The sequence below is a fragment of the Chryseobacterium edaphi genome (assembly GCF_025628985.1).
In the GTDB taxonomy this organism is placed as follows: domain Bacteria; phylum Bacteroidota; class Bacteroidia; order Flavobacteriales; family Weeksellaceae; genus Chryseobacterium; species Chryseobacterium edaphi.
The window spans coordinates 38908-60687 of sequence record NZ_JAOTEM010000004.1 but is presented as its reverse complement, the minus strand read 5'-3'; the positions used below and the strand labels follow the sequence as shown (position 1 = coordinate 60687).

Below are 21780 nucleotides of genomic sequence, written 5' to 3'. Positions count from 1 at the left end.
TCAGTTAATTTTAAACTTTAGCTAATTTAAGTTTGATGAATTAAAATTTATTTCTATAGTTATTTTAAAATTCTTACTAATTGAATCTTTTTAGTGCTAGAAGCTGAGCTATTTCTTCGCTGCTCATTAGATAGCAGCAGATAAAATTAAAAAACTTCTACATCATAGAACCCTTAATTGGCAAGATCATTATTTTCAATTTTTCTCTTTGTATTTTTGATCGCGTCTTTGAGTTTTCCAAATTGATACTTTATATTGAAACCAAATGACCTGTGATAATCCCTAGTATAATTGTTCTGGTAGAAATCAGTTCCACTAGTTTCAGTAATGGCTTTTCTGAACATATTAAAAGGATTATTGATATATGCTGAGAATGAGAGTTGATTATTCAGAATACGCTTGCTGAAACTGTAAGATGAACCCGTAAAAGCGTTTGTCTTACTTTGAAGGCCTGCTGGCATCTTACTGGTGATTTCAATATTTGAACTGACATTCCAATTATTTTCAAACTGATAACTGGCTGAGAGGTAGATATAGTAGGTGAAAAGATTATTTTCAGTTTCAATATTATTGACTTTACCCTTTATAAAATAGTAAGCTGCATTTCCGTTCACACCAAAAGTCAGTTTCTTTGTAAATGGGTAAGTCAGGTTGTAATCCAAAGCAAGCCGGCTTACGCTGCTTGAATTTTCGTAAGTGGTTTTGGTAGTATTTATCGCCGAATCGTAGCTTGAAACTTTGAGATCAATTTTATTAGAAAAGGAATATCCCAATCCAAGGTTCAGATTTACTTTATGGTTGTAGGAATAATTAGCCATCAGATCATTGTTTATAACAGGTTTCAGATAAGGATTCCCACTGATCTGAAAATATGGATTTGATTGATTGACGAAAGGATTCAGACGGTTAATTCCCGGTCTTTTGATTCGTTGCGAAAACCCGAAGCTGATACCGTGGTGTTCTTTCCAGTTTTTACTGATGGATATATTTGGGATCAGATTTAAATAATTCTGATCTACTTTAGTTTGGGTAGAAGTAAAATTGACATTGGTGTCTGTACTTTCCAATCTCAAACCCGTCTGAAAATTCCATTCGGACAAACTAAACTTTGTGGTGATGTAAGCTCCGTAAATATTCTGTTGATTTGAAAATTCATCTGAGTTTATAAGACTTTGCGGAACTGATGTATATTGACTGGCGTTTTTCCTGAGTATAGCCTTAATACCGGTTTCCAGATAGACTTTTTTAATATTCTTTATAAAATCGACTTGGAATGTATTTTCACTATTTTGACTATCATTGTTTTGACTGAGAAAATTAGAAATATTGTTCAGTCTGTTCTGAAAATCTGTACTACTGTTAATCTTGTTATCATAATTATTGAACCGGTAAGAGAATGTTAAAAGCTGGCTTTTGTCATTTCTGAAACCCATCTGGTAATTGGCAGAAGCCTCAAAGCTTTTTCCGTTACTGTCTGAATTGCTTACAGAATTTATATTTTCAATTAGATTATTTTGCTGAAAAAAACTGGAATCAAAATGGTCTTTTGATATGTAGTACATAAAATTGGAACCCAGCTGAACGTTCAACAGATTCAGACTATCGATTTCGTAACTGACATTGACATTAAAATATCCTCCGCTTCCTTTGCCTGAAGTTCTTCCATTTTGTTGCAAATTATTGGAAACTGTCTGTTGAGAATTCTGATAACCGATTTCAGGATTGTTCTTAAGAAAACCACCACCGTAAGCCGAAATTCCTAATTTATTTTTTTTAATATTCAAAGAAAATCCTGCGTTCTGTTCTTGTTTTGGAAACCTTGATCCAAGATTGACAGAAGCGTTGTAACCATCTTTCATTTTCTTTGTTGTAATGATATTAATAATGCCGGAAGCACCTTCAGCATCGTATTTTGAAGACGGATTGGTAATGATCTCGATGTTCTGGATCGAGCTTGCAGGTATACTCTTCAAAACATCTTTGGAATTATTGGTAAGAAGCTGTGTTTCTTTTCCGTTGATCAAAATTTTAAAGTTGGTATTGCCTTTGAAAAGAATGTTTTCGTTAGCATCCAATGAGAGATAAGGCATTTTTTTCATCATTTCCAGAAGATTTTTAGATTTGCTCTCCGGATCCGACTGAACATTATAAACCAAACCATCAATTTTAGTTTTGATTAAAGGTTTTTTGCCATCAATGATAACTTCCTTGATCGAAGTTTCCTGTTGGAGCACTAGAGAATCTCTCATTTTCTTTTGAGCATTTAAACTGCTGAATAACAGGATGAAAGATAGTGCTGAAATTATTTTTGTTTTCATAATTATTGTTTTGAAATTTGGACATAGCAATCCTGAGAACAAGGTTTTTGTTCTAAAAAAAGTGGAATGCTAAGATTGATTATTTAAAAGGGAAATCTATTTCTTGTGATTTTTCATCAGAAAATAGTAGGTAAGGAAACCGAGCGAGACAAAAACCGTCATCACTCCATAAGGAAGCGACGAATTTTCATTGTACGGAAGAAATTCCAGCACGATAAGTCCTATTCCTCCAAAGAGTAAAATAATTCCCCATTTTAGCATTTCGGAACCGAAACCTGTCAGATTATTAAGAATGATAAACATTTTATCATCTATATTTTCTTTGTTCAGTATCTTCTTTTTCAGATCATAATTAGTTAAAACTACGATCACGATGGAGATTGCAATTAAGATTGCGATCATTACTATAAAGGGTGCAAGATGTTTCATTGTAGATAATTTAACCAATAGACAAAGAAATGTATTTCAGGTTACAAAATATTGAATATATTAGAAAATTGTAACCGAAAGTAAATAATGCTGTCTAATAGAATATGTTCGATGAAGAGAAAGTTATTTCTGATATTTTAAAAGGCAACCTGAATGCTTTTCAGATCGTCGTAAAGCAATATCAGAATTTAGTCTATTCTATTCTGAACAGGATGCTTACGAATGATGAAGATATCGAAGATGTCGGACAGGAAGTTTTTATCAAAGTTTTTGAAAATCTGAAATCATTTAAAAAAGAATCAAAATTATCAACTTGGATTGCCAGGATCACGTATAATATTGCCATTAATTATCTGAAAAAAAATATTAAAAAAAAGTATGATAATCTGGACGAAAACATTGAGTTTCAGTTCTCTTCAGAAACGCCGGAATCCAAGCTCATCGGAAAAGAATTTGATGCCTATCTGAATAAACTGATCCGTGAACTTCCATTGCAATACAAAACGGTGATCACACTGTATCATTTGGATGAGCTGAATATTCAGGAGGTTCAGAAGATTACTAAATTCCCTGAAGGAACCATAAAAGTATACCTCCTCCGTGCCAGAAAATTATTAAAAGAAAAATTAAAGAAAGATGGATATCCCTAGAAAAAAAATAATTGAAAGACTGAAAGAGAACAGCAGTAATCAGGAAATATTAGATACTGATTCAAAGATTTACGATTTCTTGAGCAGCAACCTTGAAAAAGAAAGTACCCACAGTTTTTCTCCCGGATTTGCAAAGAGTATTACGCAAAAAATTGAGACGAAGCAACAGCTTCGGCTTAATGTGACAATTTACAGCTTGGTGTCTTTATTGGTATTAATGATTTTACCATTGCTCATCAGTTTTCTGAATACAGAATTTATTTCAATGCTATCTACTCTTTTTTTGCAAAATAAATTTAGAATTGCTTTTTTACTTTTTTTAGTGATCTTGATTCAGTCCGGTGAAAAACTTATTAACTTAAGAAAACATCGTATATAGGATCATATGCTTAGGTATAAATAATTTGTTATGGATTTTAAATAATACTAATTTTAATATTACTAAGATTCCTAGCAAAAATTACTTTATTAATGAATTGAATAAAGATTAGCGATCGTTTTTTGATTTATTATCTCTTTTTGAAAATAGTTTTTGGAAGACATTATCATCTGTAGTCACATTTTTCAATTCTTTTAGATTCAGCAACAAATTTATATACTTTTTCGTTTTTCTGATTTGTGATTATTATTTCAATGATATCCTTCGTAAGATTTCTATGATATTTCATATCACCAATTCTCAAATTATAAAATCTAATTGAATCACTTCGTTTTTTTTCATTAAAGGAGACTTTTTCGGCTAGTTTGTTGAAATGTGATGATTTAATGTAGACTGAGTCATTAGGATTAGCATTTCTTATTTCAAATGTTTTGTTTAAATACATACAATGAACATGTAAATTCAAATTACTATATCCATTAATTTCTCGATAAGAATGATTGTGAGGAGCTCCAGTAATTGCTAAAAAACAAGAATTTAAAGTCAAAATTATTAATATAAAGAGTGTTGTTTTTTTCATTCTATTATTGTGCGGAATTTTGGTAATTATAACTAACTTATTTTTACGCGCTACACAATAGCGCATATATCCAAATTTGCTTAAATATGCGTTATATTATAGGCGATCATTTTCCGAGAATTATTACTTTAATTATTTTAATATCAAAAGAGGCTAAAAATTCATATTGTATTTAGGTATTCACTGAGGTCAGTTTCTCTTAAGATACCCAATTTTGATTTAATCTTCGTTTTGTAAACTCTTACCGTTCCGTCGGTAGTATCTTCCAAAACGGATATTTCTTTTGAAGAAAGATTCATTCTGAAGTAGAGACACAATTGAAGCTCTTTATTGGTAAGAACAGGATGCTTCTCTGAAAGATTATGAAGAAATGCCTTGTTTTCAACACTGGTTTCATTCATCAAGTCATAATTCCGCTTGTCGATCTGCATCAGATTATTAAGCTTGAACATTAAATCTTTTAAAATTTCTTCAGTATCAATCTTCTTTGAACGCTTCACTTTTTTTAAATGTTCTAAAAATGCCTTTTCTGTTTCAATTTTAAGATTTAGATTTTGATGAAGGTTTTTTATTTTTTCTTTCTGCATATCGATATCCTGCTCAAGAATTATCCTGTTATTGTCTAAAATAATTTTTTCCGCTTCCGCAATCTTTCTTTCCTTATAAATCTTATTTCTGACATACAGCATAATAACAATGAAAATAATTAAAGATAATACAATAATGGTAAGTAGTAGTCTCTGATTACTTTTAATTATAATTAGATCGTGATCATATTGATTATTGATATTGCTAATGATCATTTTGTTCAATTCATCCGAAACATATTTTGTTTTTTCCAGATTCTCCGCATCAAATTCATGATTCAATTTCAGTAATTTTTCAGAAACCTCTTTTATCTTCTTGAGATCACTTCCTTTTAAATACTTTTTCTGAACAATCTCATTCAGTATGATCTTGTCAGAAACATTCTGCACTTGATTTTCTAGTTTTAAAAGATAATCTGTAATACCTTCTTCTTTTTCACTTTGATGAGTAGCATCATAAAGATCATATAATTTTTGAGCCGTTAAGATAATTTCGTGATAAGAATCTTTTCTGCTTTTATAAAAATCAAATGCATAAATAAGATAATCTTCTGACTGTTTATAATTTTTAGCTTTAAAATAATACCATCCTAGATTATATCTCAGAGACATTAAAAAAAGATTCTCACTACTATTTAGTCTTTTTTCATTTTCTAAAATTGCAATCGCTTTTACGGTTTCTTGAATAGCACGATTATTATGATTCAATTTGTCATGTATAAGTGCAAAATTATTATGCATTGATGCGATAAAGAGATTCTCATCCGGATTGAAAGTATGCAAGGCTTTAATAAAATAATTTTGAGCTTGAGAATACTTTTTATCATTATAATAAAACCTTCCTTTTGCGTGGTATAAATGAGCCAGAAAATATTTGGTGTTAAGGCTTTCACTATAGCTAATTGCCTTATTAAGAAAGGTCATTGCTAAGTTGGGAGAATTATTTTCAAGCTGCAGTGCAATATTAAAATTGCCCACAATAGAAATAAATTCATATTGATCATTATTTACTTTAAGTAAATTGTAGACATAGGGTAATTGTTTAAGTGTATCTTTTGTGTGCAAATAAACTTCCGCATACTTACTGCTGATCAGAAACTTATTATCTCCACTTTCTTCATACTTTTTGTTTTCACGAATCTGAATCTGCTTTATTTTTTTTTGATCAGATGCTGTAACATAAAGTTCTTTGGTGATAGTATCAAAATATTTATTCCCTTCCTCATTTCCAAATGAGGTGAGCGTCAAATAAGCAAAGAGTATTAGAAGAACTTTCATAACAAGTTAACATGAATATGTATTAGAATGGTAAGTTTAGGTATTTTATTTGATAAATAATCTTTGAAATAATATAAAAATCAATAAAAAACCATTACTAATGATTTAATAAAGATATGTACTATCATTCAGTACTTTAACATTAAAATCATAACAAATATATGCTTTTATAATCCATCATAACTAACCTTTTTTAACAGATTGTGTGGAAGTAATCATTTTTCCGATGGTAATTTTGGACCGTTATCATAATGGTAATTTGGTTTGTTACAAAAATTACTAAATATTTATGATAGATAAGGACTTACATTGTAAGAGCCTGCCTCCAATAATGTACAATTTTTCAACTTTCTTGTGTCAACGTTGGAGGCGCTTTTTTAAATTAAAATTAAATCGATTGTATCATGTTTTATACATTTTCCTTCGTGCCTTCAGCATACGACAATTCCCATAGGCATCCCACGATTTTATTGTACAAATGTGCTGAAGGTTAATTTTAAAACGGTAATGAAATGAAAGATTTTAAGAATATTGATATAGGAAATATTATTAAAAAACGGGTGGCAGAATGTCAAATTGATATTTCCAGAATATGCAAATTTCTAAATACTACTGAGGAAGAGATTAATCGTATGTATGAATCTGAAGACCTTAATTCTAATGTTTTACTCAGGTGGAGCAAATTACTGGAGTATGATTTTTTCAGAATTTATTCACAACACTTGATCCTGTATTCTCCTCCAACGAGATGCTACAACAATATTCAGAAAACTCAATCTTCTGCAATACCTTCATTTAAAAAACATATTTACACAACGGAAATCATACATTTTGTTTTGGAACAGATAGCAACAGGACAAAAGACAAAAATTCAAGTAATTGAAGATTACCGTATACCAAAAACAACATTATACAAATGGATTGAAAAATATGCTGACAAAAAATAAATATTTTCTGGGACCAGATTACGTACGCATCTATAAAGATATATTGCTATTAATACATCCTGAAAAACAGAGGGACTGCGAAAAAATACTATCAAAAAATAAACTATCTGCAACAGATGTTATAAAAATCAATAATATAATTTTTCCTCCTCACTGTAAGATTACTTCCTCTAAAAATCAAAAACATCGTTGCTATGATCAGTCTGCTATTTTAGAGCTACTCGATTATCAGAAGGGTCATCACCTAAATAACAGTCAGATGTCAAAAAAATTTAATATCAGTAGAAACACGTTGGCAAAATGGAAAAAAAAATATTTAATATGAATGTCTTTACTAAAATTACCGTAAGAATCAGTCATGTTTGAGATAACTATATACTAACAGTATGAGTTGAAATAACATTGAATGTCAATGAATTAAAAATTTAAAACTAACAAATTTACGGGAACTTAATATTCAACTAGTAACAAAAACTAACATAATTTTTAATGCGATCTTTCTTGATTAAAATATTTTTGACCCCGGAAATTTAACGAAAACAAATTTTAATTAAAAAAATATGATGAAAAACACATTAATTTTCTCAATGCTTTTATTATCTATTTTTACGAGCGCACAGGTCGCCATCGGAAAAACAACTGTTTCGCCTTCCGTTTCTCTGGAGTTCGGATCAGAAAATAGAGGATTGGTATTACCTTGGGTAACCGACGTAACTGCTATGACCACAGCAGTTAATGGAACTATTGCTTTTAATCAAGCAGATCACAAAGTGAAAGTGAAATATGCTGCCGGATGGAAAGATCTTTCAATTGATAATACTGGAACTACTGTTGATCCCATATCAGGCGTAAATGGAGCAACCTTGCAAAATCCGCTGAACGAGAATTCAAACGCACAGGTATCGATAGGCACTAATACAGCAACTGTACCTGGGATTCTAATTTTATCAGATACAAATAAGGCGATGGTTTTGCCCAAGGTATCAGATCCGCATCTAAATATTATAGATCCTGCACCTGGAATGATTGTTTTTGACACCAACAAAAAATTATATGCCGTATTTAACGGTAAGGTGTGGAGTTTTTGGAGATCTAATTAAATGATCTGTCTGCAATAAAACAAAATTGTCGAAATACATACAATAATCTCTGATAGATGGAAATGCTTTCTCAAGAAAAATCTTATTAATACTGAAATATAACTGACTCTATGAAAATAAAATATACTTTGCTTTTCTTCCTTATAATTTCTAATTTTAACTTTTACTATTCGCAATGTTCTGCCAGTACAAATGATTGCGATGGTGACGGAATTTTGAACGCCGTGGATCTGGATGATGATAATGACGGGATTTTTGATGTGGACGAAAGTACATGTACCGGTCAGTTCGATGCCGGATGGTTTAGTAATTCTCCATCGGGTACACAAAATCAGGATGGGGTGTGGTCTAATGCTCCAGCAGGTAGTCCTACGTACGGTGGTGCTCATAATAATGCCGTGGTGCAATCTGCCGCCCCTTTTACTTTTGGAACAGGTCTTACAGCAACCTCAAATGGAAACAGCTGGTTCTTAACTAATGTAGAAAATACTTCTTTTCCGACTGCAAAAACAGATAACGATTATGTACAATATGCGTTTACAACTCCTTCTTCACTTTCTGCAGGGACGGTAATCCGGAAAATTGGTTTTGGAAAAACCAATAGAGAAAGTAATTATAAAATTAGTGTTGAAATTTCTAGTGATGGCTTTGCGACAGCAGCTAATACCAAATTACTGCTAAGAGATTTAGAAATAATTTCAGATGGATCTTCTAGCTATAATTACGTTTCTGTGCCTTCCGGCAAAGTTACTCCAAAGCTCCTGTTGCCAAGTACTACCTATACTTTCAGAGTGTATGTTTACGGTACTCCACTTAACACGAGCATTGCTCATTACGACGATTTTCAGTTTGGTACATGTGTACCTGTTACTAAAGATACTGACAATGATGGTATTCCAGATTTTCAGGACTTGGATTCTGATGGAGACGGATGTTTTGATGCCATAGAAGGAGGTGGAAATGTGGAGCAGAATCAAATTAATGCACAAGGTAGAATAGTAGGATCAGTTGATGCAGAAGGTGTACCAGAACTCGTTAATTTAGGTGGTCTCGCAGATGTAAATAATGATCAGGGACAAAGCGTAAACAACTCAGCCAACAATGCAGTGAATGACTGTAGAGATACAGATGGTGACGGAGTTGCAGATATTAATGATGTCGATAATGATAATGACGGCATCACTGATGCAGATGAATGTGGTCCTGCACTAAATACTTTAGAAAGCGGCGGAACTTTTGGGCAAACTACTACCTATCGAGATTTTACCGTTCCCCCTAATCCGCCATTGAATGGATATTCGTATGGTTCATCAGGAACAATTTCTTCACCAGGTCAATATGTTATTACAAGTGCCAATAATTCGAATAATATTCATCCTTTTCATTGGAAAAATCTTTATGGACATACCACCGGAGATCTTACCGATGCTTATCTTGCAGTAAACGGAAGCACAACAATCGCAACATTTTATCGACAGGATTTAGTTCCATTGCAGACAAATACTCTATACAGGGTTTCATTATGGGCAATTAATGCTATTACAGTTACTACCCCTTACAATAATTCACCTGCCAATTTGCGGGTAAGAGTATTCAGAAATTCAGATAATGTAATGGTAGCTGATTATTCTACCGGAGATATGTATGCTCGGGTGGCACCTGCGGGAACAATTATTCGCCCTTTACACTGGCGTGAAGCGGCAGGTACCTTCAATTCCGGAAATGAAACATCTTTCAGGTTAGAGGTATCAAATATCAGTATATCCAGTTTTGATAATGATTTTGCAATTGATGATATTACGATACGACAGGCTGTTTGTGCCGATAGTGATAACGACGGAATTCCTAATAGTCTAGAATTTGATTCTGATAATGATGGCTGTCCTGATTCGATTGAAGGAGGTGCAAATATTAACTATCCAAATCTTAATTCAAATAATAGTATTTCGGGAACTGTAAGTCCAGGTGGTTTACCAAATCAAGTTCCTGGTGGTCAAAGTATTGGCAGCTCTGCAAATAGTGCAGTTAATATATGTGTGTGCTACAAGCCTGGAATTACTGCAGGTGCACCAATTTTGGATTCGAAACATGGCATCACCTCACTGGGAAGAGCCGGAGCAAATAATAGCAACTGGCCGATGGTAAGAAAAGGCGCTTGGTCAGTTTTAGAATCCAAGACAAAAGGTTTTGTACCTAACAGATTAACTTCTTCTGAAATTGCTGCAATACCAGCAGGAAATCTACTTGAAGGAATGATGGTCTATAATATCACTTTAGATTGTTTGCAAGTATATTTTACAGGAACATCATCCGGCTGGAAATGTTTAAATAATCAGAGCTGTCCAGATGTCAACTAATCTGATCGTAAAATTTCTCATATCTTAGTTATATAAATTCCGGTAAATTTTAGTGAACCTTCATCTGGCTGATTTCTAAGTATTATTTTATACATTGATCAGATTCGATGGAGGTTTTTGTATTTTAGCTCAAACACATATTTGAATATGTTGGTTTGCTATCAAAGGTCAATATTTATATGTTATTATCAGGAGCTTCCATTACAAAAAAATCTGTTCAAATTAACTGTTATAATTTTTGGCAGTTAGTTTATCTGTTTAAGATTACTCATAAAGGTTCTTAACTATAGTACTTCTAGATTATAAATTGCACACTTTAGGATTTATTACAATTTAAGTCATAGCCATTTATGATTTCTTAAATGTATTTAAATAAAATCCACAGTTATTTTCTGAAAAAAAAATTACGTAAATGTAGGTAGATCATATTCTGTAGCATTTAAGTATTGCATTCGGAATTATTTTAGTAGACTGATTGGAACAGTAAAAGAAGAACTATATTCTAACATCAAAATATTATCAACCTATAAATTGTTTGATGCAATTGACTAACCTGATGGGTTACCACACCTAAAAAGGATCCTTAAAATTGCAGCTTGTACATTTGTCCTCCAATAATAATTAGATTTGATTCAACTATGGTTGTGTATCGTGAATAAACTTGCATTCGAGGTAGGACACTCTGTTTCGTCACTATTACAAATTCCGTTATCATCCTAATCATTATCTAAATAATTTGAAACTCAGTTTATATCTGTGTCAATAGTACAATTTTTATTATAAAATCAGATGAATATTGGTGATCGTTTGCACCATCAATATATTGTAAAAAATTTGACATTCTTAGAAACAAAAACAGAAAATATATTGTTGGAAAGCAATGGTATTGGCAGGATAAACGTAGATTTTTTTTCCTCAAATTGGTAATTTCGTATTCAGAATATTTTTACGCCTTTAGAACCATGTAATAGTTGGCTGTGAATTTATTCCAATACTTCGTTTTTTTTGTGTTTAAATGCACTTAATATAACAAACAGTTTTCTACAAACAAAAAATACAGAACTACTAAACGCCAGGCAAGGTTCATTATTTATCTTAAATTCTACACTAAAGAAGCTTGTATAAATCTAACATTTCAAATGCTTGTTTTAGATTCGAATTTGATTCCATTAAAAGAGGCTGATCTTTCATCGAACAGCCTCCTAAAATAAATATGATTTAATCAAAATTAATCGTATTTAAACACCATTTTTCTATTCAGAATTATTTTTTAATTACTAACACCTGATGTACCAGCACATGATTCTCATACAGTCTCAGTATATAATTTCCACTGCTGAAATTTCTGAAGTCTATCTTGTCAGTAAATTTATTTTTATACAGGAGGTTTCTGCCAGACATATCATACACATCATAGTGGGTAATTTTTTTCTTCGTAATTACATACAGAAAATCGTTTACTGGATTGGGTGCAAATTTTATTCCCTTATCATAAGTAAGATCAGATGTTGATAGTGTTGATGTTAGAGTTAATTTTCTGTTTCTTTTACTTAAATTAATACAATTGCCGGCAAGAATCAAATTGCTGAAAGTTTGGTTAACAAACGTTGAAGGATTAATGGTGCTCAAATAAGAAAAACCTTGTATAGTATATGTTCCTGGCGGTAAAGTTGTAAAATCTGCAGTCGCACTCGTAGTGATTATATTTCCATTATTTCCAACGGCTGCAAATAGATAACTGTAACCTGATGGAGGCATTGTTTCAAACAGCATTTTTCCTGGTCCATCTATGGTAATAGTATGTGTCGCTCCTGAAGATGATGCACTTGATAAAAATAAATAATAATCTGTACCTTCTGTCAAGTATGCTGATTTCGTACTGCTGTAAACCGAAACGCCATTTCCGGAGTCATTGACAAATCCGCCAGAACTTACAAAATTGGCAGTAGTGAAAGGATTACCCGAAGCTAAAGACAAAATCATATATCCAGCACTTTTATTGATAACATAATTTCCGGAAATTGTTACCTTGAACTTTTTAACCATGCCATTTCTTACATCACGAAAAACTGGAGTAATCAGATTTGAATTGTTATAAATTATTAAATTATGCATACTCACAGAAGTATTGGAATAATTATTTACAAAAGAGGAAATTTCTGATTCAACAGCTTGCGGAGCAGTCATATTCAGATTGGCTAGCGCAGAACCACTGACTGCAGTTACAGCATCTGTAGGATATGCATAGGTAGCATACGCAGCACAAGTAGAATTGATGGTAAAATTGGTATCTGATATATCAAAAAACTCGGCACTACTGTTGATGATAGCCACAACCTTTATTCTAGCTGTAGTCGTTGAAGGTACATTTGGAATAGTGATATTTTTAGAACCATTATTCGGAGTGTTTTCTGCCAAAATAAGAGGGAATGTTAAACCGCCATCTGTGGATAATAGTATGTTAACCGTATTTTTTAGTGTATTTGTATTATTCACATCCCAAGTGACATTGATATTGCTTCCTGCATTTAACGTAACACCTGAAGCGTTGGGATAAGATACACTTAAGGGACCCGTATTGGAAACTGTCACAACAATATCATCCGAATCTATCCCGCCATAGGTTGGATTGTTATCTCTCACCGCAAATCTCAAATTGATATCTCTGCCTACATTAGATAATGCTTCTCCAGCTTGCAGAGGGGGAATATTCTGATTATTTAAAACATATTCCATTGCAGGAAAATATCTCTCTCCTGATACATTGCTGAATTGTGAGCGGAAAAGCGGTGCAGTAGTACTGTTGACTGCGGTATAACCGCCTTCTCCAGCAAGTGTGGAGCCCATCGCTCCTCTATCATCGGTTGTCGCAAGATCATTTTGATCCCATGTATACGTTAAACTCGTATTATTAGCATCGCTTCCTAAACCGATTAATTTGAAAGGTGTATTTTTAGGTATTGTAATATCTACGCCTGCATTAGCAACAGGCGGTATATTGCTACTCGTAACAATTGTATAGCAATTAGAAGTGTTTTGAATTTTGGTTAAAATTTGATCCATACTTCTTGCATGGAAAAATGGAATATCTCTGGTTGGGATATAACGTACATCTACCGGACTGCTGCATAAATTAGCATATGCAAGAAATGTAGATCCTGCTCCGGGTTCAACTGCCGAATTCGCACTCCATGAACCGGCACAACCGCCCCCAGCATTAAAAGTATGCCCTGCGCCAAACTGATGTCCCATTTCGTGACAAAGGACCTGTGTAGCAGAAGCTAAGGTGCTTTGTGTCCCAAAGTTAGTAAAACCAGCAGCTTTGGAAGTATTGCTACAAGGAGTTCCACCAGCAGATCCGCTGGTAGAGGATCCAGTAGTTATTTCAACGGTATGTCCAATATCATATTTATTATATGTAAGCACTCCCGAAGCATTTAAGTTTTGGAATACTGTTGAGCTTTCAGCAGGTCCTGTTGTGCTATAAGGATCACTAGATGGATCAGAGAAAATAAGGGTTTTGTTGGTAGTTTCGGCAATTAAAGTGAAAGTTACTGCTAATTCACTTTCATAAGCCAAACTCACAGCATTGAATTTTGACACTACCTGTGCCAAAACAAGATCGGTATTACCAAGAGCCTGTGCAGACTCTCCTCTCGTTGCCACCGCAAGTCTGAATTTTTTAATTTGTGTCCCTAATGGAAAGGGAGTTACCGATTTTGCCAGCAATTCATTATTTAGTTCGGGAAAATCCAACTCTGCGTTACAAACAAAACCACCTTCACCGGAAGCCTCTGCCAAAGTGGTGATACGGTAACGATCAACAGTATTTTCAATTTTTTCAATGAAAAAATATTCTCCTTTATCACTTTTTATAGCCGCACTAAATGAATCATTCATTAATGTAAGCTTCATTGAAAATTTATTATCTTTGCTAACTCCATTAAAGGTAATGATGTTTGGGATTCTTTTTTCAATAAAGTCATTTTCTGTAAGATTAAACAGTACATCTAGGGTTCCTGGTACAGGAAGATTAATTCTTCCGGTAATTTTCTTTTTATTGGTGGAACTATTTTCAAACTGATTTTTGAAATTTGCAAAGTTAAAGGCAAAACTGTTTTTGATATCGGACCTTTGGTTTTGTCCGAAAAAAAAACTCATGCTAAAGAGTAAAATAAAAGATAAATTTTTCATAATATTTTGATTTTTGTTTCTTAGTTCAGCTTTATTAAAGATGTATTACTTCTACCTCGGTCTCCCTTAGAGGTATTAAGATCTATTTAAAAGATAATGTTATCTAACTTCTAAGCACTGACAATAACTATTTCTTAGTTTAATTCCATAGATTTATAAAACAAATTATACTCTGGAAATTCTGGATGTGTTAAAGATCATTAGGCGCAAGAATTGTAATATCAAAAGTTGTTCATAAAAATACTGACAAGCATTAAATCTTATAATATTTAACAACTAAATTATACTTTGTAACTACTTTTGCTATATCATCAAAATCTATTACCTAATATGCATACAAATGTTCTCCCACTATTCTATTTATCATAAAATTACTTTATTATATTATTTCTACGCATTTTTTCTTATCAATAACTAAAATTAAAGATCTTTTTGAATAAAGCTCCATTGAGTACCATTATATATGCACAGAAGCTCTTTTACAGTATCAAAAACGATCATCCCTGGTGAAGGATTTATTATGTTAAGGTGTGGACTGGCCACCTTTGGCAGAACCAATGCTTTATCCTGACTTTCGAGAACTAAAATACCTTTAACTGTTGAAGAATTACCAATGACGACACCTGCATTTGGATTTTCAGGAAAGGCAGCGCTATTTTGTAAACTCGTATCCACAGAATTATTCGTTGATGCTTCATTGGAATAGTCAACCCACGCGTTATTTAAAAAAGCCTTAACTTTTTTTGATACAGTATTGAAAATGATAGTTCCGTTGACGGGATTGCCAACATCTCCATTAGTCCATGGCAAGATAATTCCTTTATTGGCATTATTTGAGAATTCCAACAAGACAGATGTAGAAGAAACAACAGGACTGGTCAATGTTGACTCACTCCCAATGATAATTTGTGATTTAACGCTGAGGAATGTGGCAGATACCAAAAGTACACAAGTTAATTTTTTCATATGTAATATGTAATCTAGAATTTAAGATACTTTGAGATAACAAATTATCTTAGAAAGAATAAAAGAAACAAACTGTTAAATAACTAATTAAATATTATTAAGAGACTGTTACAGTGACAAACGCTTTAGTCAGGACAGGAGAAATTTTGATAACATTTCCAACCTGTAGAGGTATAGACTGATAAGCATTTATCATTAATTTCGTAAATAAGCATACCAATAACAGGATTACCGATGCTTGCTTTCGTTGTTCTGGTCACCACCATTCCCATCGTAGAAGATTCCAGTGCAATATAACCTCCTTTTCTTATCATCGGCCAATCTCCATTGCCGGCACCTGCTCTATTAAATGCAGAAATTCCCATATTGGTCGCTAATGTATTTCCTGTGGTAACAGGATTTTTGTAACATACATTATCTGTTATAGAATATATAGCTGATGAAACTGCCCCTTGACAGGAGCTGGTATCAGCAAGCTGTAGATCTCCAGTTCCGGGATCAACTAAGGTCATAATTATGGTTTCTGTACCTTCTGAAATTAAATCTTGATTAATTTGAATGATATTTGCCAAACTAATAGCAGTATTGGTCGTCCCATCATAGTTACCCGCGGGTATATTTATGGTCAGCGGTCCTGTCGCAGGTACCGTTGTATAATCTGAACCTCTTGTAGCAGTACCTCCCAAATCAATCTGAACAGTTCTTGCTACAGAAAGTGGTCCATTAATGAGTATCTTCGGCAAATTAGCAGTCGGAACATTTTCATTTCCTGAAGTATTTTTAGAGTCAAACGTCATTATTGCATTGAGCGCAGAAATTTTAACATCATCTAAAAGATTTCCTGCTATGACTGAGCCTGTTGACGATGAGACTGCCTTAAAGCCAAAACTAATCTGTCTGGATACTCCAGTTGTGTTTGTCCAGGTTCCATAATACCTTGTCCAACCTGTTGCTGTCGTTGCATCTTTATTGAGGATAAGATTTGCAGTAGTACCTGCAGGTAAAATTGTACCTGTATGCGTTCCCGTTTGTACGTTACTGTCAGAGAATTCTGCAACATCTAGATCATCAACTACCAATCGCATAATGTCTGTACCAGATCTACCTCTATGTGCCAGCGAAAAATTAAAAGATTCGTTGGGAAGAATACAAATAGGCTGTTGTTGTAGAATACTTGATCTGTATGAATTTAATTCCGCAAAATAGTTACCTTCATAAGATGGAATTCCATTCATCCCAGTTCTCCATAATTCAATTGCACCTCCCTTAGCATTAATTAGATTTGCTATGTTGTCTGGTTCTCCTGCAACTCCCTCAGTAGTACTCCAGCCTTCAACAGTTGCTTCAGGTATCAAGTGATAAATCAACTGTGTTGAAGTTGTTCCTTGCTCAAAACCACCATTTTTAAAAGTTCGTACAGGCACCGAACTTCCCATAACCTGTAATTCAGTAAACTCTAATTTTGTATCTTGAAGATTAAGCAACATAATATATCTTGCTTTATGAATACCAAGATCAAGCCTGTAAATACCTTGTTCAAAAACAGGTCCCAATGTTTGTCCTGCATTTCCTGGTATATTAGGATTTGATGATGTTCTTCCAAAGACGTAATCAGAGGATGAAGTAGGGCTGGTATAAAAGAATTTGTTGTAGGCAGCTCCATTGTTATTAATATAAGTTAGAGGATTTTTTCCTAGCGAAGATAAACTTGAAGGGTAAGTGACTATCATGAATCTTCTAGATAATGTATTATCAGGCACAACAGCGCCTAAACTTATTTTTTGTATAAAGTAGTCTCCACCAAGATCAACAACAAACCATTCAGCATTAGGTGGAATTTCAGCATTACCAGTTCGCGCAACTGTACTAAAATTGCCATCTGTAAGATTGGAATTTGGTAAGGATGCATTGTCTACAGAAGAAGAAGTTACTGTTTTCCCTAATGCAAGATTGATTTGCTGTGCTTTTGCACTAAACAAAATCAAGAAAAAAATAAAATTAAAAATTTTTGCTGTCAAAACTTTTTTTTTAGCATTAATAGTAATTTTTTTCATCTGTTTAATTTAATCATAAAATATGGCGGTTCATTTATTTGATAATTGCATTTATTCAAGTAGTCTCAATAATCCTGTGGTAAAAATGTGGCGATTTAAGGAATTGCAAAACCGCAATCTAATTTTAAAATTATTGTCTGATTCAAAATGAATCAGACAATAATTACCTAACCTAAGGAATTAATAGAATCCTTTATCTTTTTTGGATTCGACTTTGACAAAATTAGATTCCAATTATTTTTTGATAATTTTTACAGTTGCCTTCTCCTTCCCATTTTCCAAGTTTATGATATAAAATCCAGCAGGTACTGATTCCACATTGATGGATTGAGATATTGATACTCCAGAGAGAACTACGGTTCCTCTCGAATCGACAAGCTGATAGTTATATTCTGAATCTGATTGAGATTTAATCTTAACTATATCTTTTACAGGATTAGGGTACACAGTTATCACATTTTGATTTTCATTAGCCAGTTCTCCTCCAATTAATGATGAAATTGAGTTAGATGGTGATATTCTTAATGTATAGTCTTCAACCTGTCCGTAATTGTAAGTTCCACAAGGGGAAGCAGGTAATGCGTTGTATCTCATTATTACCCTCATTCTTGTATCTCCAGTAATTGCTGCGCTTGGAATCGTGATATTGCCTGAAACCGGTGAAGTTGTGCCTGCTGTTTTAGACCATGCCAATTCTCCATTATCTGTAAAATCTCCATCCTTGTTATAATCGATATATACTGCGTAAGCCTCGCTGTATTTCGTGGACCTCCAATATGGAGTTATCGAAATTGAGTAGGAGTTTCCTTTAGTAACATTCCCAATTGTTGACGTGAAATTCTCGTAACCTGTTGTACCGGTAGATGATTTATTAATATCTGCAAAAGTAACATTTGCAATACGTTCATCGGTTGCAGAATTTGCAGAAGATGTACAATAAGATGTTGAGTTTCCTCCACCTCCTGAAGACAACGTGGTCACCATAGCGGTGTTGCTTGCAACTGACAAATTACCTGCAGCATCTTTTGCTTTAACTGTAAAGGTATATTGGGTCGCCGGTGATAATCCTGATACTGTGTAAGACGTGGCAGAAGTTGTACTAATAAGTGTGCTTCCTCGGTAAACATCATATCCTGTTACGGAAATATTATCTGTTGCTCCGCTCCATGAAAGTAACGTAGAATTTTGTGTCGTGGATCCTGCTGACAGTTGCGGTGCGGTTGGAGCTTGTGTATCAGTTCCTGGATTTGCTCCCCCTCCCGAATAAGCTGTTCCTAATCCTACCGCATAGAATGCATTCTGGGTTGCTTTATGCTCAGGTGAATCAGCCCCAAAAAGATCTTTTGCCGTTTGTATTCCATATGTCATTGCATTATTGTAATTTGAATTTGCAGTGAGATAGGAAGTCTCTAACCTGTAAGCGATTTTTGCCGCCTTGTCAAATCCAACTCCTGTTACGTTAAAGCTGTTGCCAATATCATTTGTGCCTGTACCTCCGGAAACCAGAAGATAAAACCAGTAATTAAGTACGCCACTGTTTGAATGGACTCCGCAGTTATCATTTGTGTTTTGATTGGGTACGCAACTGTTACTGGCATCCTTCCAGTAAGTACCTTTATACGTATCTGGTTGTTTTTGAAGTCCGGAGTTTGGATTGCTCATGGACCTTAAGTAATTGGGGGCAACCTTTGTTATATCTTCACCAATCAGAAAGTTTTGTTTTTCCGGCGCATATTTATTTTCAACAACAGTTCCCCAGATGTCAGAAAATCCTTCGTTTAATGCACCCGATTCCCTCTGATAAGCCAGCTGTGCCGTTGACTGACATATTGCATGTCCAAGTTCGTGTGCAGTTACATCAAATGCGGATAAGGGTCTGAATGTACTTGCTCCGTCGCCATATACCATGGCACTTCCTGTCCATGCTGCATTTTCCCAGTTTGAAAGCACATGAATGTAGCTGTTGAGTACTGCACCCTGATTGTTGTAACTATTTCTGTTGAAAGTATCCTTAAAGTAATCATATGTTTTTTCTACACCCCAATGTACATCTAACGCTGTATTGTTTCCACTTGGGTTGTGTTCCGCAGTCGTCCAGTTATTATCATTATCGGTGATGTCTGTATTTGAAAGATTGCTGTAATTGCCATTATTGTTGTTAAAAGTATTGATTCCGTTTCCTCTTGTATTGTCCCGAAGTACATATTTTCCGTTCAGCAAAGTAGTTTCAATAGTTTTTGTGCCACTGTATCTGGTTTCAGCATTTCCGGCCACAAAAGCAGGAGCTAAATTTATAGCCGCTCTCTTTTTTGCTCCGATAAAATGTTCATGGTCACCACTATGACTATTCGACTCGTGACCGGCATGCTTCATGATTGGATCATTGAGGAGAACGTCACCGGATTTTGCGTCAACATAAACGTATGACCGCAAAAATGGTTCTGCAGAAAATATATCAAATTTATAAGCCAGCAGGAGTCGAAATTTTACATCTGAGGACTCAACAGGAAGTAAAACCAGCTCAGCTTTAGGCGTATAACCAATGTCATTTCCATGCTCGGTGTTTGTCATTAATTTTTTTGCTCCCAAAAATTTTACTGCATTAGCTAATGCCATAGATTCTGAAATATTGGCATCTGTATTCACATCGCTCGTATCATACATTTCTCCGTTCATACTAACTAAGTTCCCTTTAATAAAATGAAGGGTATAATTGGCAAACTGAACTTTAATACCATTGTGAAATAACTGATATTTTTCATCTGAAAAATCACTAAACAGTTTGGCAGATTCTTGTTTAATCATTTTTGATCCTGGTGGAAGCTTAAAAATTTCGGAAAAGAAATTTTCGCTATCTGATAAAGCTGCATCTCTAGCGGCAGTTCCAGAATTAAATATTATAAATGATGATCTTCCGTCATCTCCATAAATCTTCTGCTCAACATATCTTTGAGCGTGTATTGAAATTACCCCTAGTAAAAGTGGAATTAAGAATGCAGAAATTAATTTGTTTTTCATAAATAGATTGTTTGAAGTGTTATTTTAATACATTACAAAAAAGTAATGTAAATGCTTTTCATAAAACTATTAATTTATTTATTCAAGAAACACGCGTGGCATTTGTGTATGGAAGTAATTAACACCAATTTTTTATATATAACTGAAATACAATGATATAAAAAATATTTACTAATTATTGTGCTGGTGAAATTTTATAAATTCACAGTTTAAAACTCAAAAATTTAAGAGATAATTAACTATATATGTATTAAATCACTGAGTAATTGTAACTGAATGATAAAAAAATATATACTAATAGAAGTTTATTTATCCAAGATTATTAACATATTTTTCACGCCATAGAGATTTTAAACCGGTTGAAAAGACTTTAAGGACAATATCAAAAGCTTTGAAATTGTAATTGTTAAGAACAATTATAATCTCATACTAGATTTAAAAGTTAGTATGAAGGATTGAGATGTTACATTATAAGTTATTTTTATATGGTCTTTTCAGTTTACATGATTAAATTTCGGCATCAACATTTCAATTTTTATAACATTAATCGTAATTTCAATAAAATAATTAATGATAAGAAAAAAGAGAATAATTAAGAAATGAACACCGAAAGATCTGCTTAGAATGAGAGCCTTCAATGAACCAATAAATAATCTTTATATAAGTATTTTATTTGAATTTTTAATTCATTAAAAGAACAATTGCAGAAAATCCATGAAGGAAGATCCTGAGAGATTTAGCGAACTAATTTTGATTGTCGGAAAAAACAACTTTATTGAGATTCATCATTCTAATTCATCGTTTTTTGAGCCTTTATAACACAACTCTTAACGATCTAGATTTAAAAGATAAGCCTAATTTAGACAGAATCGATTTACATTTACAATGAGTCCCAACCTTCTTCGAACCATTAGATTACTCTG

Annotated in this window: 12 protein-coding genes; 4 read left to right on the top strand and 8 right to left on the bottom strand. The window is 33.4% G+C overall.

Annotated features, from left to right (window positions below; genetic code table 11):
• Positions 1-173: 173 nt before the first annotated feature.
• On the bottom strand, positions 174-2318 hold the full coding sequence (locus NZ698_RS14685) for an outer membrane beta-barrel protein (protein ID WP_263003958.1): 2145 nt from the start codon (positions 2316-2318) through the stop codon (positions 174-176).
• 96 nt (positions 2319-2414) lie between these two features.
• On the bottom strand, positions 2415-2747 hold the full coding sequence (locus tag NZ698_RS14680) for a DUF6249 domain-containing protein (protein WP_263003957.1): 333 nt from the start codon (positions 2745-2747) through the stop codon (positions 2415-2417).
• 104 nt (positions 2748-2851) lie between these two features.
• Between NZ698_RS14680 and NZ698_RS14675 the strand changes: the two genes are divergently transcribed.
• Positions 2852-3397 (top strand): RNA polymerase sigma factor, encoded by a 546-nt coding sequence (locus NZ698_RS14675; protein ID WP_263003956.1) that lies wholly within the window; start codon positions 2852-2854, stop codon positions 3395-3397.
• A 545-nt stretch (positions 3398-3942) separates the two neighbouring features.
• Here NZ698_RS14675 and NZ698_RS14670 read toward each other — a convergent pair.
• Together NZ698_RS14670 and NZ698_RS14665 are read right to left on the bottom strand one after the other, a co-directional pair.
• Positions 3943-4356 carry a hypothetical protein gene (locus NZ698_RS14670; RefSeq protein ID WP_263003955.1) on the bottom strand — a complete coding sequence of 138 codons (414 nt, stop codon included), beginning with the start codon at positions 4354-4356 and terminating at the stop codon, positions 3943-3945.
• A gap of 161 nt (positions 4357-4517) precedes the next feature.
• Positions 4518-6221 carry a hypothetical protein gene (locus tag NZ698_RS14665; RefSeq protein ID WP_263003954.1) on the bottom strand — a complete coding sequence of 568 codons (1704 nt, stop codon included), beginning with the start codon at positions 6219-6221 and terminating at the stop codon, positions 4518-4520.
• A 512-nt stretch (positions 6222-6733) separates the two neighbouring features.
• Here NZ698_RS14665 and NZ698_RS14660 point away from each other — a divergent pair.
• From NZ698_RS14660 to NZ698_RS14650, 3 genes are all read left to right on the top strand, one after another.
• Complete coding sequence (locus NZ698_RS14660; protein ID WP_263003953.1) at positions 6734-7168, top strand: transposase; 435 nt, start codon at positions 6734-6736, stop codon at positions 7166-7168.
• Positions 7169-7731: 563 nt separating this feature from the next.
• Complete coding sequence (locus NZ698_RS14655; protein ID WP_263003952.1) at positions 7732-8268, top strand: phage tail-like protein; 537 nt, start codon at positions 7732-7734, stop codon at positions 8266-8268.
• Between the two features lie 110 nt (positions 8269-8378).
• Positions 8379-10625 carry a phage tail-like protein gene (locus NZ698_RS14650; protein ID WP_263003951.1) on the top strand — a complete coding sequence of 749 codons (2247 nt, stop codon included), beginning with the start codon at positions 8379-8381 and terminating at the stop codon, positions 10623-10625.
• Between the two features lie 1263 nt (positions 10626-11888).
• On the opposite strand, the gene NZ698_RS14645 is transcribed toward NZ698_RS14650, so the two are convergent.
• The 4 genes from NZ698_RS14645 to NZ698_RS14630 all read right to left on the bottom strand — a co-directional run bounded on the left by NZ698_RS14645 (position 11889) and on the right by NZ698_RS14630 (position 20857).
• Positions 11889-14819 carry a reprolysin-like metallopeptidase gene (locus NZ698_RS14645; RefSeq protein ID WP_263003950.1) on the bottom strand — a complete coding sequence of 977 codons (2931 nt, stop codon included), beginning with the start codon at positions 14817-14819 and terminating at the stop codon, positions 11889-11891.
• Between the two features lie 420 nt (positions 14820-15239).
• The gene (locus NZ698_RS14640; RefSeq protein WP_263003949.1) at positions 15240-15701 is read right to left on the bottom strand and encodes a phage tail-like protein; all 462 of its coding nucleotides are present in this window, start codon (positions 15699-15701) and stop codon (positions 15240-15242) included.
• A 209-nt stretch (positions 15702-15910) separates the two neighbouring features.
• Positions 15911-17839 carry a hypothetical protein gene (locus NZ698_RS14635; RefSeq protein ID WP_263003948.1) on the bottom strand — a complete coding sequence of 643 codons (1929 nt, stop codon included), beginning with the start codon at positions 17837-17839 and terminating at the stop codon, positions 15911-15913.
• 234 nt (positions 17840-18073) lie between these two features.
• Positions 18074-20857, bottom strand: a complete 2784-nt coding sequence (locus NZ698_RS14630) for a M4 family metallopeptidase (RefSeq protein WP_263003947.1) — start codon at positions 20855-20857, stop codon at positions 18074-18076.
• Positions 20858-21780 lie beyond the last annotated feature (923 nt).